Source organism: Shewanella zhangzhouensis (assembly GCF_019457615.1).
In the GTDB taxonomy this organism is placed as follows: domain Bacteria; phylum Pseudomonadota; class Gammaproteobacteria; order Enterobacterales; family Shewanellaceae; genus Shewanella; species Shewanella zhangzhouensis.
On the sequence record NZ_CP080414.1, the window covers coordinates 2,625,161 to 2,643,872 of the forward strand.

Genomic DNA, 18,712 nt, shown 5'->3' on the forward strand with positions numbered 1-18,712 from the left:
TTTACCACTGCAAATAAAAAAACCGCCTTGCGGCGGTTTTTTAGTTAAGTCCTAAACATTAGAACTTGTAAGACACTTCTGCACGGTAGGTGGCACCTACACCAGCGCCTGGATAGGAGAAGCTGTTGTAGTATGGCCAGCTGTCGTGAGTCACGTCAGTTTCTGGGCGAGAGTTGAAAATATTCTCAGCACTCATAGACACAGACAGGTTGTCATTGAACTGATAGCCCATACCCAGGTTAACTGTGTAGTAAGGGTCCAGACGGTCCACTTTCAGCACATCACCGGTCTCAGGATCGTAGTTCTCACCAGGCTGTTCCCACAGAGGTACCTTGCCAGTGCGGTCGCCACGGATAGCCATATAGAAGTCTTGATAGCTGTAGCTCAGTACCAGAGAAGTCTTGGAACGTGGCTCATAGTTATTCATGTCATCACGAATATCTTCCAGCATGCTTTCATCAGTTGCCTGATACTTGGTATGCAGGATGTGAGTCCAGTTCAACTGAGCACCAAAGTCACCGATTTCAGTAGACAGTTTATAGTGGATAGAGGCATCCAAACCATCTTGCTGATACTGAGACTTGTTCACAGGTGTAGTGTCGATACTAATCAGAGCGCCTTCGTCAAGTGAGTCTGGACCGCCACGAGTAATCTTGGCTTGGTTGGCCATACACTCAGCACTGGAAGGATCTTTTCCGTTGCGGCTATAAGTACAATCGTACTCAAGATCCATGATGTCCTGTTCACTTTCATCATTGATGATGTCTTCCAGCTTGATGCTGTAGTAATCCAGGGTGAAACTCAGGTTCTCGATTGGCTCGGCAACGATACCGATACCCCAGTTGGTACCGCTTTCTTCTTCCAGGGTCTTGCTACCAGAACGGCTACCCTTGAAGCTGGTAGTGTTACAGTTAGACTCACTCGGTACGAATGATGGGTCGTTATCGTAGTCGTTTACACGGCAATCGATCCAGTCGTAGGTGCTTGAATAGTATCCGCTGTCACCGGCAAATACGTAGTGCATGTCTGGTGCACGGAAGCTCTGACCCCAGGTACCGCGAACCATCAGCTCATCCATTGGCTTATAGGTAACAGCAACAGATGGAGACAAACGGCCACCCACATCAGTGGTAGAGTCATCATACTGGTCATAGCGGCCAGCCAGAGTCACATCCAAACCGTCCAGTACAGGTACCAGTACTTCCAGACCAACTGCATAACGGTCACGATCACCGCCACCTTCAGTACCGGTCAAGCCCTGCCAACCCATACCTTCGTTGTTCATGGTACGTTCGTCTTGGATCAGGTCATAACCCTGCTTGTTGTATTCAGCAACGGCAGCAAAACCTACGGCGCCGGCTGGCATGTCAAACAGGTCGCCACTGATTTCGGCAGCAAATGTACGTGAATAGGAATCAGCAGTGATAACCTGAGTACCCATTACTGAGTCACGGATATCCTGGGTGATCACATCGTAAATACCCACTTTACCGGCACCATTGTACAGGCCGTATGGGTTGTCAACTTGACCGAGGAAGTACTCAGTTACTGCTTCTTCTTTCAGCCAGTCACGACGGCTCTCGTAGTCCAGGCTGGAATCGGAGTAAAACACTTTCCAGTCGTAGTTGTCAGCGAGAACACCTTTCAGCCCCAGAGTAACGTTGGTGTTTGATTCATCAAACTCAGTGGTACGCTGTCCCAGTTCGTTGAAACCGAAAATACGCTGATGCAGCACATAGTCACGGGTACCACCTGCAAAGTTACCGGAGCCGTCAGGGGTATTCAGCAGCAGATATTCGCTGAAGAAGTGGCGAGAGCCATACACGCCAGATTCCATCTGTGAGTACATGACGTCGGCGAAGCCACTGATGCTATCAGAGAAATCGTAGGTACCAGAGAAGTAAGCAGAAATGTTTTCACGCTTGTTCTTGATAGTGTTGTCACCTGTGGTATCTACCCCACAGTACTTACCGAAGTTAGCGCGCTCTGCATACACATAGCCTGAACCAGAATCGATACATTTCTGCTCGCCTGGATCACGGTATTTACCTGCGAAGGCATCCAGTACGAGAATACCACGGGCCAGAGGACCGGCACCGGCTGGGTTGTCATCTACTGAGTCCATGAAGTCACGGTCGCGAGCGTAGATAGGGTCCTGCTTGGAGTATTCCAGTGCAGCGGTAACAGAGTAGTTTGAACCCACAGCGCCGGTAACCACTGAGAAACGGCTCTGATCGCCACCACCGTCTTTGGTGGTACCCATCATGGCCGACACAGTGGTGGACTCAACACCTTTCTTCAGAATGATGTTAACAACACCAGCTACAGCGTCTGAACCGTAGATAGCCGAAGAACCCTGAGTTACCACTTCGATACGGTCGATAGCAGCAAAGGGAATACCGTTCAGGTTAACGAAGTTACTCTGACCGTTATACGGGGTTGGGTTATCTGCGATACGACGACCGTTCAGGAGCACCAGGGTATAACCAGGGCCGAAACCACGCAGGTCGATTACGTCTGCGTTAGGGGTAAAACCACCCTGAGCACCGAATTCGTTACCCTGCACAGTACCGGTATTTTGTGACAGACCCTGCAGCGCATCGAAGGCAGTGATAAAGCCCTGATCCTTCATGTCATCTGCGGTGATCACAGTAACAGGCGTTGCAATTTCCATATCAGTACGGCTAATACGGGAACCCGTTACTTCAATTCGTTCGACTTTCTCTTTCTCTGCTGAAGTAGTGTCAACTTCTTCTGCAGCGATAGCGCCTACGGACAGACCGAGAGTGGCTGAAAAAAGCCCCAAACGTACAGCCGTGGAAAGTTGTGTTGCCTTGAACATTAAGCCTCCTTGTCACAAAAGCTACCTAGCCTGATCATTCAAATCCCCGGACCAACTAGCGTGACTTATTTATAATTAACTTTATAGTTTTCTGTACGGTATAAACTGTTGAAAATTATTGTATTTCGCTTGCCAAATGTTACCATTTGGTTGTTTCCGCGCTCTAACGTTATCAATTGTTATAACGATTGTAAATAGCAAGAGATATTTTACAATTGTCTAACATAATGGAGTACCAAAATTGACTAGTAAAAGGAAATTCACTAAATCAATCAGTTCATTAGCATTGATTAGCGCTGCTTTTGGCTGCTTGGCTGAACAGTCGAACCCGGCGATTTCGGTGGAAGGTTTTGCCAAACATGCCATGTTCTCCGCCATAAAAACCTCACCTAAAGGTGATTACCTTGCCGCAACCTATCCTTATGAAGACCACAAACGCCTGGCCATCATAGATACGAAGACCAAGAAAATTACCTGCCAGTTTTTCTTCCGTTCTGACGAGTCAGTGGCCTCTTTTTGGTGGGCGAACGATGAAAGGGTTGTGATGTCCATCTCCAAGCAATTGGGACAGTATTCGCAGCCTTTTGGTACCGGTGAACTCTTTGCCGGTAACGCGGATTGCAGTAAGAGAGAACAGCTATTTGGCGCTCGAAATAATGATATGGGCGCGGCGCAGGTTGAGGACTTGTTGTTGACCGACAGGGACAACATTCTGATTTCGTCTGCGCTGGAGAAACGCTCGTACTCCAACCTGTATAAGCTGAACATCTATACTGGTAAAAAAGTACTGGTAGAGCGTGCTACCCATGAAAATGCCAGCATTGTGCTTGATAACAACAAGCAATGGCGTGTATCTCAGTCATACAAGACGGAGCGTCAGGGTCTACTCAAGAGTGAAGCCTCAGGGGAGATGGTGACCTACTATCGCCAAACACCGGACTCTGAATGGAAAGAGATTTCCATCGTCGATATGAGTCGGGAAAGTGCACAGGGCACCACTGCTATCGTTGGCTTCAATGCAACCAGTGACAAAATGTATCTGCTCAGCAACGTCGAGCAAAGCCAAAAGGGTCTGTATGAATATGACCTGGCTACTGGCACGCAAAAGCTGGTTTATAAAAACGATGTTGTGGATGCGCAGCCTTTCTTCAATCGGTACTTCGATGCCAACGGAAATCAAATCTCTGAAGTTGTGGGTGCACTTGTTCACGAAGGGAAACCCAAAGTCGTTTTCTTTGACGAAGATTCAGCGTTTGCAAAGGAGTTTCGTGCACTTGAAGCAAGCTTCCCTCAGGACGCCGTCTTTATTACGTCATCTACCGCTGACAACAACACCTGGATACTGACCACAGCATCCGATGTGAACCCAGGCGAGTTTTATTCATACGACCGTGTGAATAAAAAGATTGCCTACGTCGCGTCATCCAAGCCATGGATAGACAAAGCCAAGATGTCGCACAAAGAGCCGGTGAGTTTCAAAGCGAGGGATGGCTTAACCATACACGGCTATCTGACCGTACCGCGCGGCAAAGACGCTAAAGAACTGCCACTCATCGTACACCCTCACGGCGGTCCACATGGCCCTCGTGATTATTGGTTCTATGATGATGAAGTTCAGGTGTATGCCAGTGCAGGTTACGCTGTATTGCAGGTAGACTTCCGTGGCTCAGGCGGATACGGTCGCGAATTTGAAGATTCGGGCTTTGGCCAATGGGGCAAAGAAATGCAGGATGACTTGACTGACGCTACCCTGTGGGCAATTGACAAAGGTATCGCCAATAAAGACAAAATTTGTATTTCCGGTGCCAGTTACGGCGGCTATGCATCTTTGATGGCTGTGGTAAAAGAACCTGATCTCTATAAATGTGCCATCGGATATGTTGGTGTATACGATCTGCCCTTGATGTTCGAAAAGGGTAACGTTGCAGAACGTCTCGGTTGGGGTAAGAGGTATATGGAGCAAGCCTTCGGCGGCTCGGAAGAAGAGATGAAAAAAGCGTCTCCTGCTTACAACGCCGACAAAATCAAGGCCGGTGTATTCCTGGTGCACGGTGGCCGTGATGAACAGGCCCATTACGACAACGCTATTGTCATGAGAAAGGCATTGCAAAAGGTGGGTAAGGAACCTAAATGGTTGTGGAAAGAAACCGAAGCACACGGTTTCTACGATGAAGACAACCGCGAAGAGCTGTTCAATGACATGTTATCTTTCCTCAAACAGTATTTGAACTGATAACAACAATAAAAAAGGCCGACTTATCGTCGGCCTTTTTTATATGTAGCATCAGTGCTGATGACCACCGACACCATGGGCATGACCATGGGCGATTTCTTCTGCACTGGCTTCACGGGCGTCAACGATTTCGATGTCGAACGTCAGCTCACGGCCGGCCAATGGGTGGTTAATATCCACGGTAACCATAAATTTGCCCACCTTAACCACAGTCACCTGGCGCTGACCCTGATCGGTGTTCACTATGGCGCGCATGCCGGGTTTCCATACCTTGGCTCCCAGCAAGTGTTTTGAAGGCACACGCTGCTCGGCATTTTCGATACGCTCGCCATAGGTTTCGCTGGCGGGCAGTGTCACACTGAACTTGTCACCCACCTTTTTGCCTGCGATGGCATTTTCAACGCCGGGCATCATGTTGTCGTGACCGTGCAGGTAAGCGATCGGGTCGTGCCCTTCGTTGGTTTCAATTACTTCGCCTTTCTCGTCACGCAGGGTGTAGTTGAACTGCACCACCAGATCGTCTTTGATTTCCATGAATAGTCCTAGTGTCATTAATAAAAAACCGCAGGAGCTTAGCAAAGAAGCGCCCTGCCCTCCAGCCTTATTGACTGAGTAGCACGCCCCAGCCGATTATCGGCTCTGTGCGCCGGGGACTATGCTGCTGTGCTCTATTTCACGCAGAATCTCGAGATTTTGCAGCGCCAATTGGCACACACCCGAGCTGATTTGATGCCTCGGACTGCAATCCACACTCCACTGGCGCAGTAAATAGCCGGCGAGCGCCCCGCGACAGCGGACGTCCAGCACGCCATTTTGCATGCCGTAGTCCAGTTCTATGGCTTCGGGGTATTTAAGCGACGGATGAGGGATAAGCTTGAGGCACAGCATCGTCTGCCAATGAGCATCGGCCTCGCTGCGTTCGTGCTGCACCACGGGTTCGCCAAAGCCGCCGATTGACTTAATCCGGTTAATCACAAAGTCGGTAAATTGTTGATTGAGCCGATCATAGGCACGCACATGCCAGCGCTGACCATTGTTGACAAGCGCGTGGGGCACTATTTCCCGGCGGGTTTCGCCGGATGAGGTCGACACATAACGGACCTTAAGCGATGCATTGGCCTGAATCGCTCGCATCACGGCGGCCACAATTTCCGGCTCGGGATGAATCAGCGCCACCGCGTCGAAACAAATGTCACTGGGATTTTTCGGATGGGACAAACCATCACCAAACCCTTGGGCAAGGCCGTGCAGAATGACTGCTGGGTCGTGGGGAAACAGCGCTTTAAAACCCGGTTGACGGTGATAGCGTTTGGTTTGGTGCACCAACTGCATGTTATCGGGGGCAAGTTCGCGATACATAGCGAAATCGCGGGTAGCAGCGGCAAGGCCAGTGGCAAAGCGACTGATAAGGTCCTGACGACTGATCTCGCCAAAATACTGCAAACTGAAATCGATAAAGGCCAGTCGCTGGCGCTGGCCATGGCTCAACTCTTCCAACTGCATGGGGCACTCCTTATTATGAGAATGCCCCGAAGTTACGCTTCAGGTCTGTAAGATGCAATCATTTTGAGCTGATAGATGCGACATCCAATCCCAGGGCATTAAGGGTCGCATCGTCGGCAAAACCATCAGGCACCAGTTTATTGCGTCGCTGAAAGTCGCGGATTGCAGCCGAAGTCTTACTGCCGATTATGCCGTCTGCAGCACCTATATCATACCCAAGCTCAATCAGCTTTTGTTGCATGGCTTTAAGACCATCCCGGGTTCGTCTTGGCTGCTCAGGTGGGGCAATTTTAAGTGGCTTTGCCCCGTTAATGCGGTCAGCCAGGTGCCCCACGGCAAGCGCATAGAACTCAGAGCGGTTCCAGCGCTGAATTACCTCAAAGTTGCTGTAGCCCAAAAAAGCGGGGCCAGTATGTCCGGCAGGCAAATAAAGCGCAGCGTCCATGGGCGCTGTGGGAACAGGATGACCAAAGACGGTGGTTAACCCCAAAGTTTGCCACTCGGCCAACGGTTTACGGTGGTCTCTGCCAAGGCTTTCATAGTCATAATTTTTTGGCAGCAGAACTTCCCTGCCCCAACGCTCGTTTCGCTGCCAGCCGAGCTGCGTTAAAAAGTTGGCAGCAGAGCTTAAGGCATCCTCGGTGCTGTTCCACAAATCAACCTTGCCGTCACCATCACCGTCCACGGCATAGGTGAGATAGGTTGTTGGCATAAACTGAGTGTGCCCCATGGCGCCAGCCCAGGAGCCGACCATGCTTTCAAAGGGCAATCCAAATTTATCGCCAAGCCTCAACGCCTGCAGCAGTTCCTGGGTGAAATACTGGCTGCGGCGGGCGTCACAGGCCAGAGTCGCCAGCGCATCCAATACCGGCATCTTACCTTTGTAGCCGCCAAAATTGGTTTCAAGCCCCCAAAACGCCAGCAGGTATTGGGGGGGTACCCCATATTCCTTTTGTAACTTGTTCAGCAGCGCGCCGTGGGTTTTGAGCATTTTTTGCCCTTCCGATATCCGGCGTTCTGTCACTCTTTTATTAAAGTAATCGGCAAAGGTTTGGGTAAATTCGGGTTGGCTTCGGTCAAGCTCTACTACCCGCTGTAATGGTTTTACGCTATCGAGTGCGGCAATGCTTTGGGGAGAGAGGCCAGCACTCTGGGCTTCCACTTTAATATCGGCAATACACTGCTCGAAGGTGCGCGGCTCGGCACCGGCTGAGAATACGGTGATAATGCTCAGTGACGAGGCCAGGATGAATGGGTACTTCAAGACGTCGACTCCTTTAGTCGTACCTGAATAGGCCGGGTGGCAAAAGAAAAGAACTCAGGCGAGCCATCATCGTGCACCAAGGGGCGACGCAAGGCAACCGACTGGCGATTTTTCTGCAACTCTGTGGCTAAAGCCGCATCAAAATAGAGAAAATCCTTGGGTTTACGAGACCATCGCATATAATCAAGCGAACATCTAATGCAGAGAACCAACTATGACCGACATGAATCCAAAACTCAGCAGTTTTATTGACAATATCAAAGAGTCCCAGTTGCTTTGGGGCCTGATGGATGCCGATGGCGAAGGCTGGGTAGTCTGCGATTCCAGCGAGTACGAGGACACAGACGTCATGCCTTTGTGGTCCAGCGAAGCCAATGCACAAAAGCATTGCTGTGACGAATGGGCCGATTACAAAGCCACCGCCATTTCCCTGGTCGAGTTTCTCGAGTATTGGGTTGAAGATCTGAATCACGATGGCGTACTCATCGGCGTTGACTGGGAAGCCGATGAAGATTGTATGGAAGTTGACCCTATCGATTTGGCTCAGGATCTCGCCGAGATTGAAGCCGAGTGAGCAAAGAGGTTGTACTGACAGAGACGCCTTTCGATAAACGGCATCTCTGTTGGTTTTGCGAAGAGCCCGCCGGAGGGCTCTTTACATTTGTCAGCCCGCAAACGTCAGCGTTTGCTCTCCCCGCCTGCCGTGAATGCAAACAGATTGCCAATACCCGCGAGTTCGACAGCCTGTATGAATATCGACTCTATGTAAAAGACACCCTTCTTAAGCGTTATGCCAAACACCTGGCTATCGGCAGTAACTGGACCAGGGAAGAGCTGGAAGACTCAGGGTTTGACTGCAAAATTCTCGGCGGCTTTAAAAAAAGCGCCTGGTTTATGTACGAGGTGGCCCGTGACCGCATTAACGCCCGTGGATGGCCCCTGACGGTCAATGGTCTTCCTGTTGAAGAGAGTGTGACTGACATCGGCTTTGAGCACGGTGGCCTCACGTTTTCCAGCCTCAATGCCGCAGCGCACCACTTCAGTCAGACCCAGGGCCTGGATGAAGCCTTTTTATGTGCTCTGGTAAAAATCCTTGGGCGCGATCGTTTGGGTTATGCATTAAGGCTTGCGACCCTCTATCGGGTGGCAAGCGCCAAAGAAAAACAACAGTTTTTGAGAGAAATTAAAGAGGATGAAGCACAGCGCTGAGTGAACGCCCAATTGCTTCAGACTATAGAGGCTGTCGCCGGCAGTGCAAACAAGGCAGCATATATAGCGCAAGGCAAGCGCGAGCTAAGTTACGCCTTGATGACGTCGCGCAGTCTATCCTGAACCACTTCCACCAATCTGTCGGGTTGGAACTTGGAGATAAACTGATCGCAGCCTACCTTTTCCACCATGGCATTATTGAAACTGCCGCTGAGTGAGGTGTTAAGGGTAATGTAGAGATCTTTCAGGCGCGGATCGTTTCTCACTTCATGGGTTAATTTATAACCATCCATTTCAGGCATCTCGGCGTCGGTTATCATCATCAAAAGCTCTTTGGGCACATTCATCCCTTCGTCAGCCCAGGCTTTCAGTAGCTCCAGCGCCTCACGGCCATCACTGACCTCAAGTATTTCAATGCCCAACTGACCCAGAGTTTCCTTCACCTGCTTGCGGGCGGTGGCAGAGTCGTCCACCACCAGAAGTTTCTGCCCGGGCATTTTTGCCAGCAGCGAATCATCCAACACTCCTTCAGATAGGCGCACATCGTAGTGGATAATTTCGGCGAGCACTTTCTCCACATCGATGATAGAGACCAGATTTGACGTTCCCTGATAGTCAAGGCGAGTAATGGCCGTGAGGTAATTATTGCGCCCAGCCGTTTTGGGCGGCGGCATAATATCGCTCCAGGTCATGTTGACGATATGTTCCACCTTACCTACCAAAAAGCCCTGAACTGAGCGGTTATATTCGGTGATGATAAGATTCGCTTCGGCTTCGGCCGGCATGGGATGAAAACCTATGGCCCGGCGCAGATTAATCACAGGTATGGAAACACCCCGAATATTGGCCACACCGCTGATACTGGGATGGGAGCCCGGCATGGCATTAAGCGGGGGCAGCTTAACCACCTCTTTGACTTTAAACACATTGATGGCAAAAAGTTGTGTTGAATTCAGCCGAAACAGCAAAAGCTCAAGCCGGTTTTCCCCTACCAGTTGGGTACGCTGATCGACAGTTTCCAATATTTTGGCCATAAACGCGGTCTCTCGATGAAGTTCTGCGGCGCCAAAAATCACAAAAGAGCCGCCGGGTAATTTATTCAACACCTTAAATTATAGGCTTTTCAGTGTTCAACAACCATGCTCTGGCGCAATATTGGACAAGGATAAAGCGCCCACAGTGATCTTTTCACACCGGTTTACGTATCGGGGGATTTACCACTTATCAGAGGAACGAATATGAATTGGCGCCCATTTCTAATCGGCATCATCATGATCTATTGGCTCTCAGCCTGCAGCAGTCAACGACTGCCGGTTATCCAGGATTTTGAAATAAAACAGTACCTCGGCACCTGGCATGAAATCGCCCGCATGGAAAATCGCTTCGAAAAAGGCTTAAGCCAGGTGACGGCAGAGTATCGGCAGGAGAGCGACCATATCATAGTGATAAACCGCGGCTACTCGGCAGCAGAGCAGCGCTGGAAGCAGGCTGTTGGCAAAGCGCGATTTGAGGGGGCATCTGATGAGGGACGATTGGAAGTGTCTTTCTTTGGCCCCTTTTACGGCGACTATCAAATTCTGGCTGCCAGTCGTAACGCAGACGGGCAATACCGCACAGCACTGGTGACTGGCAATTCCTTCGATTACCTGTGGCTGTTATCAAGGGAACCCACTCTCACCGACGAAGAGCGCCGTTACTTTACCGATAAAATCCGGGCGCTTGGTGTCAACCCGGATGCCCTTGTGTGGCTTGATGGCGGGGCTAAGTGATGACCGCCGCTTTTTGAAACAAGCCCATGCCGGCAACTGCCGGAAGCTTACGACTGCGACGACATTCAAATCCCAAGCGCTCAAGCTCGGCAGTAAACTCTCTGTGAGAAAACCGGTTTTCCATCGGATGTTCAAATAACCTGCGACTGATTGGGTTACAGATGGCAAACCGGTACAGGTCCCAATACAAAAAGTAGCCGCCGGGTTTAAGCACCCTGGCCACCTCAGCCAGTGCCCCCTGCCAATCCGGCACATGATGAAACACAGCAAACTCAGCAACCAAATCAAACGCCTCTTCATTAAAGGGCATCTGACAGGCATTGGCCTCGGTAAAAAAGGCCCAATCGGTCCCCTGCCAACGCTTTGCACTGAGGGCCAACATCTCTTCGTCCAAATCCATGGCAACCACTTGCCGGGCGTTGAGGCGATGTTTCAGAAATTGCATGCCGTTACCACTGCCACAGCCAATTTCCAGTGTTCGTTCCAACACAGGCAGGTCTTCGGGAAAGAGGCTTTGTAGCAATCTGGCCTCCAATGTGGATTGGATCCATGCCCTGCCCTTAGAAGTAACAACTGCTTTTTCATTCTGATTCAGCTTCATAGCATCTCTTCGTCATTCGATTTTGATAACTGCCTTCACTGACAGCGCCGGGGTCACTGCAAACGCAAACCGGGTTTGTCGCTATTGGCAAGTGATCCCCTTGTCGCTCTATTACGTAATGCCAGCCAGAAAAGTTTATTCTGGAGCCCTTATGCAACTGGCCCTTTTTCCATTACCCATTTGTCTGCTGCCCGGTGGTTTCACCAAACTGAGGATTTTTGAGCCCAGGTACAAGCGCCTGGTGAGCGAATCACTGAGTTCAGGTATGGGATTTGGTCTTTGTATGTTAGGGGAAAATAACGAGCCTATGCCCATAGCTACACGGGTAGAAATCATTGACTTCGAAACCCTCGACGATGGCTTGCTTGGAATAAGCATCGCCGGGATTGAGCGTATCGAGATCGTTTCATGCCACAGCGAATCAGATGGCTTAAAACGGGGTGAAGCGCGCATTCTCCGTCCTTGGGAGCCTTGCGAGGTAAACAACAATCATTTGCTGCTTTCACAAAGGCTTGAGGAGGTGATGCATGCTTTCCCCGAGCACCAAAACCTGAATCAAGCCACTGACTTTAATGACCTTACCTGGGTATGCCAACGTTGGTTGGAATTACTGCCCATAGCGCTGGTACACAAGCAGCAGTGTTATCGACAGGACTCACCGGACATGGCCCTTGCTTTATTGGAGCAAATTATTGAAAAAGATTGATCCGACAGCGGCCAGACTGCGTAACCACATTTACGCAACCAACCTTGCTTTGTGAAAACGCCAACAAACGAGCAAAAACATGCAAATTTTCAGGCAAAATCAGCACGGATCCCACTATGATAGAAGCTCCTCTCCTATCAATATCAAAGGTATGCAGGATTCCAAGCCAGATATCAGTGAAGAAACACTGCGCCACTGGTTGGTGGCGGTAGCCAATCACAGGGACAAATCGGCCTTCCGCGCCCTGTTTGATCATTTTGGTCCCAAGGTCAGGTCCTTTGGCATGTCGCGTCTGGCGCAGCAAGGTCTCGCAATGGATTTGGTGCAGGAAACTCTCACCACGGTATGGACCAAGGCACATCTTTTCGATACCGACAGAGGCAATGTCAGCACCTGGGTTTACGCCATCATGCGAAATCAGTGTTTTGACATGCTCAGACGCGTACAACACAACCGGGAAGATGCCTTTGGTGACGACATCTGGCCTTTGTTCGACGTTGACACTCATGCGGGCGACCATGGCGACCACAAATTGGACGCATTGCTTAACCAATATCTTTCGAAATTACCCAAGCTCCAACGTGAAGTGGTACTAGGCATCTATCTTCAGGAACTCAGCCAACAGGAACTGGCCGACAGACTCGGCGTTCCCTTGGGTACCATCAAGTCCAGACTGCGCCTGGGCCTTGAGAAACTGAAAAGCCTGTTGGAGAAACATCATGATTAAACATCACCCCAGCGACGAGATGTTGCTTGCCCATGCTGCCGGCGAAACTGTGCTTGGTCTGGCGATTGCGCTCAGTGCACACTGTGAGCTTTGCCCTGCCTGCGCGGCAAAAGTGGAGCATTTTCAGCACAAATTGGCTATGCATCACCTGCCTCTTCCAGACCAAACAAGCGAGGCTGCCCGCAGTGGCGCCATCAGTGAAAGTGTATCCAAGGGAAGCGTTGACCAGTCAGGTGTAGCATCTGGAGATAGCGCTTGGAACAGTTCTTGGGATAGTTCTTGGGAGAGCCAGGATAACAGCCTTGACTCCCTTTTTGATGCCATTACAGCCACGCCCGCGGCAAGTGCGGTTGAGACATCCGCACACGACTGCAGTACTGTGTCGCTGGCAACCGAGGTGAAAGGTTTCAGTTATTCCTTGCCTAAAGCATTCAGGTCTTTTGTTGCCAACCCTGCACTGGCCTCCAGCTGGAGTGGTATTGGTCACGTAAGCCGTATGCGTTTGGATACCCGGGACGGTAAAGCCCGTTCCAGCCTGCTGCACATCGCCGCCGGTGGCGAAATACCCGAGCATACCCATAAGGGGCAGGAAATCACCCTGCTGCTTCATGGTCACTTCAGCGATGAAATGGGCGACTATGCACCCGGGGACTTTATGGTGACTGACGCCCGGCACCAACACACACCAAAGACCCTTGATGGCTGCCTGTGCTTCACAGTGGTTGACGCACCGCTGCACTTCACCAAGGGGTTATCCAAGCTGCTTAATCCCATAGGTGAGCTGATTTACTGACTCTGTCAGCGCAGTATTGGCTACCAATAACAAAGCGGGCAAATGCCCGCTTTGTTGTCTTATCGATAAAATCAGCCATAAAACCAGTAACACACGCCAATCGCCGCCAGGATCCCCGCCAAATCAGCAACCAGGGCACAGCCCACGGCATGACGACTGTATTTAATCCCAACGGCACCAAAATACACAGCAAGTACATAAAATGTCGTTTCGGTCGAGCCCTGAAGCACAGCCGCCAGGCGTCCGGCAAAGGAGTCAACACCATAGTGGTCCATGGTCTCCAGCATCATGGCCCTGGCGCCACTGCCGCTGAACGGTTTCATCAGTGCCGTGGGCATGGCATCCACAAACCGGGTATCGCCGCCCAAGCCATTTACCAAGGCCGCCAGCAGCGATAACAGATAATCCAGGGCTCCCGATGCGCGTAACAGCCCAATCGCCAGCAGCATGGCCAACAGGAAGGGAATGAGTTTAATCGCCTGCCCGAAGCCCTCTTTGGCACCTTCAACAAACTCATCGTAAATGGCAACCCGTCGCCAGGCGGCACCGAGAATAAACAGAAACAGCAAACCCAACAAAACGCCATTGCCCATGGCGCCGGACACTCTGGCTATCTCTTCCGCGGCAAGGGTGCCAAGATAAAAAACCAGCGCCGACAAACTGCCTAAAATCAGAGCCCCGTAACCGAGCACGACGGCAGAGAACAACGCCAGACGTTGCACCAACGCCACCGCCAATAACCCCGCCAGTGTCGAAGCCGTAGTAGCGAGTAAAATAGGTAAAAACACATCGGCCGGGGACGCCGCGCCCTGCTGCGCCCGATATAAAAACACGGTTACAGGAACAAGGGTCACAGAGGAGGTATTGAGTACCAGAAACAATATCTGGGCATTGCTCGCGGTTTCCTTATCGGGATTGACACTGTGCAAATCCTGCATGGCTTTTAACCCCAGGGGGGTGGCGGCATTATCCAGACCGAGCACATTGGCGGTGAGATTCATGGTAACACTGCCAAACGCCTTATGACCGCGGGGAATCTCGGGCATAAGCTTGCAAAGCAATGGCTCGGTGCATCGCGCAAGCAGCGACACCATACCGGCTTTTTCACCCACTCTCATCAAGCCCATCCATAGGGCAAGCACACCAATCAACCCCAGGGCTATCTCTGCCGCGAGTTTGGCACTGGCAAACAGTCCTTCAACCGATGAAGCAAGGACGGCAGTATCTCCCTGAAACAACCTCAGCAGAATTGCCAGAAGGCTTACCGTAAAAAAAACCAGCCATACCCGATTCAGCACACCTTGCCCCCAATTCCTCCGGCCACTGACGAGGGATTTCTGATATACTCCCGCCATTCGCTTTAAGCTCTGTCGCGTTATGGTTCAATTAAATCAAAAATTTATCAATAGCATTGCGCAAGAAATGCCGCCACACCTCTCGATGGATGATTTCATCCACTATTGTGGCTTGCCGCTGCGCCTGTCTATCCGGGTCAATACCCTGAAAATCACATCGGACGCGCTTCGCTCCATACTTGAGCCCCGTGGCTGGCAATTTGAACCTGTGCCCTGGTGTGAAGACGGTTTTTGGGTAACAGTGCCCGACGACTGCCAGCCGGGCAATTTAACCGAGCACTATCAGGGGCTGTTTTACATTCAGGAAGCCAGCTCCATGATGCCGCCTTCCGCGCTGTTTTTGGACAAAGAGCCAAGGCAACTCTTGCTGGATGTGGCGTCGGCTCCCGGCTCAAAAACCACCCAGCTGGCCGCACTGATGCACAATCAGGGGCTTATCATCGCCAATGAATATTCGGCCTCCCGCACCAAGGCACTGCACGCCAATTTACAGCGTATGGGTGTCGCCAATGTGGCAATCACCCAATTTGATGGCAGAGTTTTTGGTGCGCATTTATACGAGACGCTGGATGCGATTCAACTGGATGCCCCCTGCAGCGGTGAAGGCACGGTTCGTAAGGATCCCTTGAGTCTCAAAAACTGGTGTCCGGACGAGATTGAAGCCATTGCCGAACTGCAGCGTGACCTGATTGACTCCGCTTTTCAGGCCCTGAAACCCGGTGGCGTGCTGGTGTACTCGACCTGCACCTTGAACCGCCGCGAGAATGAAGATGTTTGCCACTTTTTAAAAGCGCGCTACGGCGATGCTGTGACTTTTGAATCCCTGAAAGACCTCTTTAAAGGTGCAGATAAAGCACTGACAGAAGAAGGCTTTTTACACATCTGGCCGCAAATTTACGACAGCGAAGGCTTTTTTGTCGCCCGTATCCGAAAAACCTCCAGCGTAGAAAGAAATACCGATGACCCCAGGTTTGTGAGCAAGTTCCCCTTTGTTGCAGCCAACCGCAAAGAGCTCAGCGCCCTTGAAGAGGCGATGTCGGCCCTGGGGGTGTCTCTGCCGGAAGATGCTGTGATAGTGACCCGGGATGGCGAGTTTTGGTTAATGCCAGCGCCACTCGACAGCCTGCTCACTAAAATGCGCTTTCAGCGAATTGGGATACGGCTTGCGGAAACGCAAAAGCACGGTATCAAGGTTCGCCATGAAGCTGTGATGGCGCTGCCTTGCCATCAGATGCTCGCGATTGAACCTGAGGCGGCAAAACAGTATCTGATGGGGCGAGATATCGCGCTCGATACTGCAGGAAAGGCGCAGGGAGAAAAAATTCTTTCACTGCATGGTGCACCACTCGGCATTGCCAAGCATCTGGGAAATAAGCTTAAAAACAACTTGCCAAGGGATCTCTGTCGCGACAACGTGCAGAACTGAAACCGTTAACCGCATGCAGTACGACTGCGGTGAAAATATTTTGCTTAAAATTTCAGCAAACCCTGAATTGCTGTCCTACAATCATTGACAGTGATATTCAATCCCCTTTTGCGACCGAATAGCGCACGGCTCTTTATGAGCCATTCCCCTGGGCCCAAAACAATTGGAATAGTTTTGGGCCTTTTTTTATCTGCCAATCAGCGACCTGCCAATCGTGCCGCATCCTTAAACAGGGTAAAGAAGTTATTAGTGGTGAACTCGGCAAGTTCAGGGAATTTTTCACCACGCAGTTCTGCCACAAATTCCGCCACATCTCGCACATAGGCGGGCTGATTTTCCTGACCTCGATGAGGAACCGGTGCCAGATAAGGCGAGTCGGTTTCAACCAGCAGTCTGTCTTTTGGCACTTTGCGGATGACCTCACGCAGCTCAGAGGCATTTTTGAAGGTCACTATCCCGGATACCGAAATATAAAAACCCAGATCCATGGCTGCCTTGGCCATTTCCCAGTTTTCGGTAAAACAATGCAGTACGCCACCCACAGTATCTGCCCCGCCCTGCTTAAGCAGCTTGATGGTATCTTCGCGGGCATCCCGGGTATGAACAATCAGTGGCTTATTCACATCACGGGCCAGTGCGATTTGCTGCTCAAAACACTGTAATTGCAACTCACGACTGTCATCGGCGTAATAGTAATCCAGGCCGGTTTCACCGATAGCCACCACCCGGGGATGGGCAGCAAACTGCTTGAGCTCATTCAGATCCAGGCCTTCTTTTACATCCAATGGATGCACACCACTGGACAGAAACACATTGTCAAATTGCTCGACCCGGGCACACATGGATTCAAATCCCTTCTGTCGGACGTTGACGCACAGCACATAGTCAACGCCCCGCGCCTTGGCGCCTTTGAGCATGTCAGCCAAAGACGCATCACAGGGGGCGGCTTTTAATCTGTCGAGGTGACAATGGGAATCGATAAGCAAAGTGAGGATCCTGCCAATAGTGAAAAGGATGGCAAGGATAGCGGCCTACATGGTACAGGTCAAATCGCCGGATGCCAGCTCTCTGGAAAGCAGATTTTCAATATGGTGTTTGTGGGTGTCGGCATCGGAAACGATTTTAAGACCAACGCCGGGAGGACGACCACCGGAGGCGCCGACAGGGTTTATCCAAACCACTATGCCTCTGAGTTGATGTACCGTGGTTGCCCCGGGGAGTCGATAAGCCACTGTCATTTCCTGCCCCAGGAAATGGCTTTCGCTGGTGGAAACAAACAGCCCCGCCGGCTTAATAAAAGGCATGTAGGCACGATACAGCTGATGCAAGGTATCGAAGTTAACCACCAGATCTACCATAGGCTAGTTTTCTTTTATTCTCTGATATTCTGAAACAATCTTTTGACATAGTGCCAGATAATTGACGCTCGGCATAGTACTTAACATATGACAAACGCTCATAACTTCGCCAGCCAATCCTGCCAATCTTGATGCCAAAAGCGGATCCTCTTTTGCTGTTACAGCGAGGCCAGCCATCAATTCAACGTACAAAACCTTAAGAGCATCAGTTATTTGGTCTTCAGCAATTTCTTTCAAGCTAGCACACAGATGGCCCGTCGACAAACTGCTTCGCCAATCTTTTCGGATGTTTTCAAGTACGCTTATGTAATTGTTTTGCAAGTACTCTGCCAATTTGATGGGGCCGCCCACAACCGGCAAACACCAGAGTGCCTCAGTGCCAAGCCCCTGATGCGCCAACCAGGCGGCGATTTGACTTTGGTTAGGCGCCACAAACGCCAACTTTTGACAGCGACTCTGCAAGGTGGGGAGCAGGCGTGCAGGTGTATTACTGTGCAATAGGATCAGGGTGTTGGCACCGGGCTCTTCCAGGGTTTTCAACAGCGCATTGGCCGACGCGGTATTCATGCGCTCAGCCGCTTCAATGATGGCTACCCGCCTGCCACCTTGTTGGGCGGTGGTCGAAAGCCGGGCAATAAGTTCACGGATCTGGTCGATTTTAATTTGAGCCCCATCGGCTTTGATGGGGTAAAAATCCGGATGATTTCCCGCACTGAATAACTGACAACTTTTACATTGGCCGCAGAGTCCAGACACAACGGGAGAGGTGCAGAGTGCCGTTTGCGCAAGTTGATTAACCAGCATCGAAGCGCCCAGCCCTTCATCCACGCCCACCAACACCGCATGGGGCATGCGCCCTGAGGTTAACAAGGCCGTAAAATCGGCCAAAGGCTGAGAAAGCCAGGGAATGGCAGTCATAGGTCTCC

Annotated in this window: 18 protein-coding genes; 8 read left to right on the forward strand and 10 right to left on the reverse strand. The window is 51.0% G+C overall.

The window, feature by feature from the left end; all coding sequences use genetic code 11:
• Positions 1-58: 58 nt before the first annotated feature.
• The gene (locus K0H63_RS11355) at positions 59-2,842 is read right to left on the reverse strand and encodes a TonB-dependent receptor domain-containing protein (RefSeq protein WP_220064786.1); all 2,784 of its coding nucleotides are present in this window, start codon (positions 2,840-2,842) and stop codon (positions 59-61) included.
• Between the two features lie 241 nt (positions 2,843-3,083).
• Between K0H63_RS11355 and K0H63_RS11360 the strand changes: the two genes are divergently transcribed.
• The gene (locus tag K0H63_RS11360) at positions 3,084-5,075 is read left to right on the forward strand and encodes an alpha/beta hydrolase family protein (RefSeq protein ID WP_220064787.1); all 1,992 of its coding nucleotides are present in this window, start codon (positions 3,084-3,086) and stop codon (positions 5,073-5,075) included.
• A gap of 51 nt (positions 5,076-5,126) precedes the next feature.
• Here the strand turns inward: K0H63_RS11360 and K0H63_RS11365 are convergent, their stop codons facing one another.
• The 3 genes from K0H63_RS11365 to K0H63_RS11375 all read right to left on the reverse strand — a co-directional run bounded on the left by K0H63_RS11365 (position 5,127) and on the right by K0H63_RS11375 (position 7,842).
• Complete coding sequence (locus K0H63_RS11365; protein WP_203324044.1) at positions 5,127-5,609, reverse strand: FKBP-type peptidyl-prolyl cis-trans isomerase; 483 nt, start codon at positions 5,607-5,609, stop codon at positions 5,127-5,129.
• A 96-nt stretch (positions 5,610-5,705) separates the two neighbouring features.
• Positions 5,706-6,578: a helix-turn-helix transcriptional regulator gene (locus K0H63_RS11370; protein ID WP_220064788.1), complete on the reverse strand. Its 873-nt coding sequence runs from the start codon at positions 6,576-6,578 to the stop codon at positions 5,706-5,708.
• Between the two features lie 58 nt (positions 6,579-6,636).
• Entirely contained in the window at positions 6,637-7,842 is a 1,206-nt protein-coding gene (locus K0H63_RS11375) for a lytic murein transglycosylase (RefSeq protein WP_220064789.1), read from the reverse strand.
• Between the two features lie 214 nt (positions 7,843-8,056).
• On the opposite strand from K0H63_RS11375, the gene K0H63_RS11380 reads away from it, so the two are divergent.
• Both K0H63_RS11380 and K0H63_RS11385 read left to right on the forward strand, forming a co-directional pair.
• Positions 8,057-8,416, forward strand: coding sequence for a DUF2750 domain-containing protein (locus K0H63_RS11380; RefSeq protein ID WP_203324047.1), 360 nt, complete (start codon positions 8,057-8,059; stop codon positions 8,414-8,416).
• Positions 8,413-9,051: a hypothetical protein gene (locus K0H63_RS11385; protein ID WP_220064790.1), complete on the forward strand. Its 639-nt coding sequence runs from the start codon at positions 8,413-8,415 to the stop codon at positions 9,049-9,051. The genes K0H63_RS11380 and K0H63_RS11385 overlap by 4 nt, the downstream gene beginning before the upstream one ends.
• Positions 9,052-9,140: 89 nt before the next feature.
• Here K0H63_RS11385 and K0H63_RS11390 read toward each other — a convergent pair whose 3' ends face one another.
• Positions 9,141-10,085 (reverse strand): chemotaxis protein CheV, encoded by a 945-nt coding sequence (locus K0H63_RS11390; protein WP_220064791.1) that lies wholly within the window; start codon positions 10,083-10,085, stop codon positions 9,141-9,143.
• 204 nt (positions 10,086-10,289) lie between these two features.
• Between K0H63_RS11390 and K0H63_RS11395 the strand changes: the two genes are divergently transcribed.
• Positions 10,290-10,820, forward strand: coding sequence for a lipocalin family protein (locus K0H63_RS11395; RefSeq protein WP_220064792.1), 531 nt, complete (start codon positions 10,290-10,292; stop codon positions 10,818-10,820).
• Here K0H63_RS11395 and K0H63_RS11400 read toward each other — a convergent pair.
• A complete protein-coding gene (locus K0H63_RS11400) occupies positions 10,813-11,421 on the reverse strand; it encodes a class I SAM-dependent methyltransferase (RefSeq protein ID WP_220064793.1) in 609 nt (202 codons plus the stop codon). The two genes, K0H63_RS11395 and K0H63_RS11400, sit on opposite strands and share 8 nt — an antisense overlap.
• A 151-nt stretch (positions 11,422-11,572) precedes the next feature.
• Here K0H63_RS11400 and K0H63_RS11405 point away from each other — a divergent pair, with 151 nt between their 5' ends.
• The 3 genes from K0H63_RS11405 to K0H63_RS11415 all read left to right on the forward strand — a co-directional run bounded on the left by K0H63_RS11405 (position 11,573) and on the right by K0H63_RS11415 (position 13,647).
• Complete coding sequence (locus tag K0H63_RS11405) at positions 11,573-12,127, forward strand: LON peptidase substrate-binding domain-containing protein (RefSeq protein ID WP_220064794.1); 555 nt, start codon at positions 11,573-11,575, stop codon at positions 12,125-12,127.
• 79 nt (positions 12,128-12,206) lie between these two features.
• Positions 12,207-12,854 (forward strand): sigma-70 family RNA polymerase sigma factor, encoded by a 648-nt coding sequence (locus K0H63_RS11410; RefSeq protein WP_220064795.1) that lies wholly within the window; start codon positions 12,207-12,209, stop codon positions 12,852-12,854.
• The gene (locus K0H63_RS11415; RefSeq protein ID WP_220064796.1) at positions 12,847-13,647 is read left to right on the forward strand and encodes a ChrR family anti-sigma-E factor; all 801 of its coding nucleotides are present in this window, start codon (positions 12,847-12,849) and stop codon (positions 13,645-13,647) included. The genes K0H63_RS11410 and K0H63_RS11415 overlap by 8 nt, the downstream gene beginning before the upstream one ends.
• Positions 13,648-13,718: 71 nt before the next feature.
• On the opposite strand, the gene K0H63_RS11420 is transcribed toward K0H63_RS11415, so the two are convergent.
• Entirely contained in the window at positions 13,719-14,945 is a 1,227-nt protein-coding gene (locus K0H63_RS11420) for a nucleoside recognition domain-containing protein (RefSeq protein ID WP_220064797.1), read from the reverse strand.
• 79 nt (positions 14,946-15,024) lie between these two features.
• Between K0H63_RS11420 and rsmF the strand changes: the two genes are divergently transcribed.
• Positions 15,025-16,428, forward strand: coding sequence for a 16S rRNA (cytosine(1407)-C(5))-methyltransferase RsmF (rsmF, locus tag K0H63_RS11425; protein ID WP_220064798.1), 1,404 nt, complete (start codon positions 15,025-15,027; stop codon positions 16,426-16,428).
• Between the two features lie 197 nt (positions 16,429-16,625).
• Here the strand turns inward: rsmF and K0H63_RS11430 are convergent, their stop codons facing one another.
• The 3 genes from K0H63_RS11430 to holB are packed head-to-tail and all read right to left on the reverse strand — an operon-like array spanning position 16,626 to position 18,704.
• Positions 16,626-17,414 (reverse strand): TatD family hydrolase, encoded by a 789-nt coding sequence (locus K0H63_RS11430; protein WP_220064799.1) that lies wholly within the window; start codon positions 17,412-17,414, stop codon positions 16,626-16,628.
• 45 nt (positions 17,415-17,459) lie between these two features.
• Complete coding sequence (locus tag K0H63_RS11435; RefSeq protein WP_203324058.1) at positions 17,460-17,786, reverse strand: PilZ domain-containing protein; 327 nt, start codon at positions 17,784-17,786, stop codon at positions 17,460-17,462.
• Between the two features lie 3 nt (positions 17,787-17,789).
• Positions 17,790-18,704, reverse strand: coding sequence for a DNA polymerase III subunit delta' (gene holB / locus K0H63_RS11440; protein WP_220064800.1), 915 nt, complete (start codon positions 18,702-18,704; stop codon positions 17,790-17,792).
• Between the last annotated feature and the right edge of the window lie 8 nt (positions 18,705-18,712).